This is a genomic window from Protofrankia sp. Cas4, from assembly GCF_963555915.1.
Classification (GTDB): Bacteria; Actinomycetota; Actinomycetes; order Frankiales; family Frankiaceae; genus Protofrankia.
Window position 1 is genome coordinate 1 of record NZ_CAUVXL010000066.1, and the last position, 1112, is coordinate 1112.

At 66.6% G+C, this 1112-nt stretch carries 2 protein-coding genes; both read left to right on the forward strand.

All coding sequences use genetic code 11. From position 1 onward, the window contains the following. The first annotated feature begins 151 nt into the window (after positions 1–151). Positions 152–217, forward strand: a complete 66-nt coding sequence (locus U9979_RS06615) for a hypothetical protein (RefSeq protein WP_322778693.1) — start codon at positions 152–154, stop codon at positions 215–217. 495 nt (positions 218–712) lie between these two features. Next, positions 713–952 carry an SAM-dependent methyltransferase gene (locus tag U9979_RS25110; RefSeq protein WP_416219612.1) on the forward strand — a complete coding sequence of 80 codons (240 nt, stop codon included), beginning with the start codon at positions 713–715 and terminating at the stop codon, positions 950–952. Positions 953–1112: the final 160 nt, after the last annotated feature.

The window sequence follows — 1112 nt, forward strand, 5'->3', positions numbered from 1 at the left end:
ATGACTTCAATGAACGGCTTCGTCAAAGAGTGGGAGCAGCGCTTCGAACCCGGACTCCCCGCGTTCGTGTGCGTCGCGAGCGGCCGGGCGCGGCTTTTCCTATCCGAGTACAGCGGCGACGCCCGACACGACTGTCCCGCACAGCGCCCGAATGTACGACTACTACCTGGGCGGCAAGGACCACTACCCGGCGGACGGGACGCCGCCGAAAAGGTGATGAAGAGCGCCCGGCAATAGAGGCGTGGATCAATGGATGGGGCTTGGGTGCGTAGATCGCGAGACGGAGGAGGGTCGCACCCTGGTTGTGGGTGTCGACCGACGACAACACAGCGAGGTGCGTGCCCCGGCCCCGCGAGGCCGCGCTCGTGTTGCCGGCCGCTCTGTGGGAACGATGTGAATCTGGTGTTGTGGGAGGAGCATCAGATTCACATCGTTAGGAGCGCCTGGCAGTAGGGGTGGGGATGAAGGAAGGGGGCTGGGGTGCGTGCATGGCGAGACGGCGGCGGGAGTCACTCTGATTGTGGGTGTCGACCTGATTGTGGGTATCGACCGACGAGCCGGGGTACCCGTGCCTCGCGAAGCGATAGCCGGGGAGCGATGCGGCGAGGTGCGTGCCCCGGCCCCGCGAGGCCGCGTCCCTACCGCTGGTCGCTCCAAAGCCTTCCCGCAGATGCGGACCATCGCCCGCGAAGGCCGTGCCCTTATGCGTCGGATGGTGCGCTTCATCGCTGCGGAGACCGGCGTCTGCCGGTACCGTCGCCAGCGCGGTCGGCGCCTTCCGGTACCGGACCAAGGAGGAGTTCGGCGGTTCTTCGACGGCCTCGAGCTGGTCACGCCGGGCATCGAACTGATGGCTCTGTGGCGGGCGGACGACGAGCCGCAGCCGCGTCCGCCCGTCCGTCCGCCCGCCCACGAAGCCAGCGGGTACGGCGCGGTAGGCCGCACGCCGTGATGCGAACCGTAGCTCACGACTGAATCGTGCCGCGACCAACGGCAAGATCGGCGTGAGTTTGTTGTCGGGTACGCCTTTCCGGCCGAAAAGCGTACACAGCGACAAACTCGCGCCGATCATCACCTGGGCCAGAGATAGATCATCACCTGGGCCAGGGGTG

What these genes read in the sequence shown, in the direction of transcription:
- U9979_RS25110 (WP_416219612.1), top strand. Translation starts at nt 713, where the DNA reads ATGGTGCGCTTCATCGCTGCGGAGACCGGCGTCTGCCGGTACCGTCGC.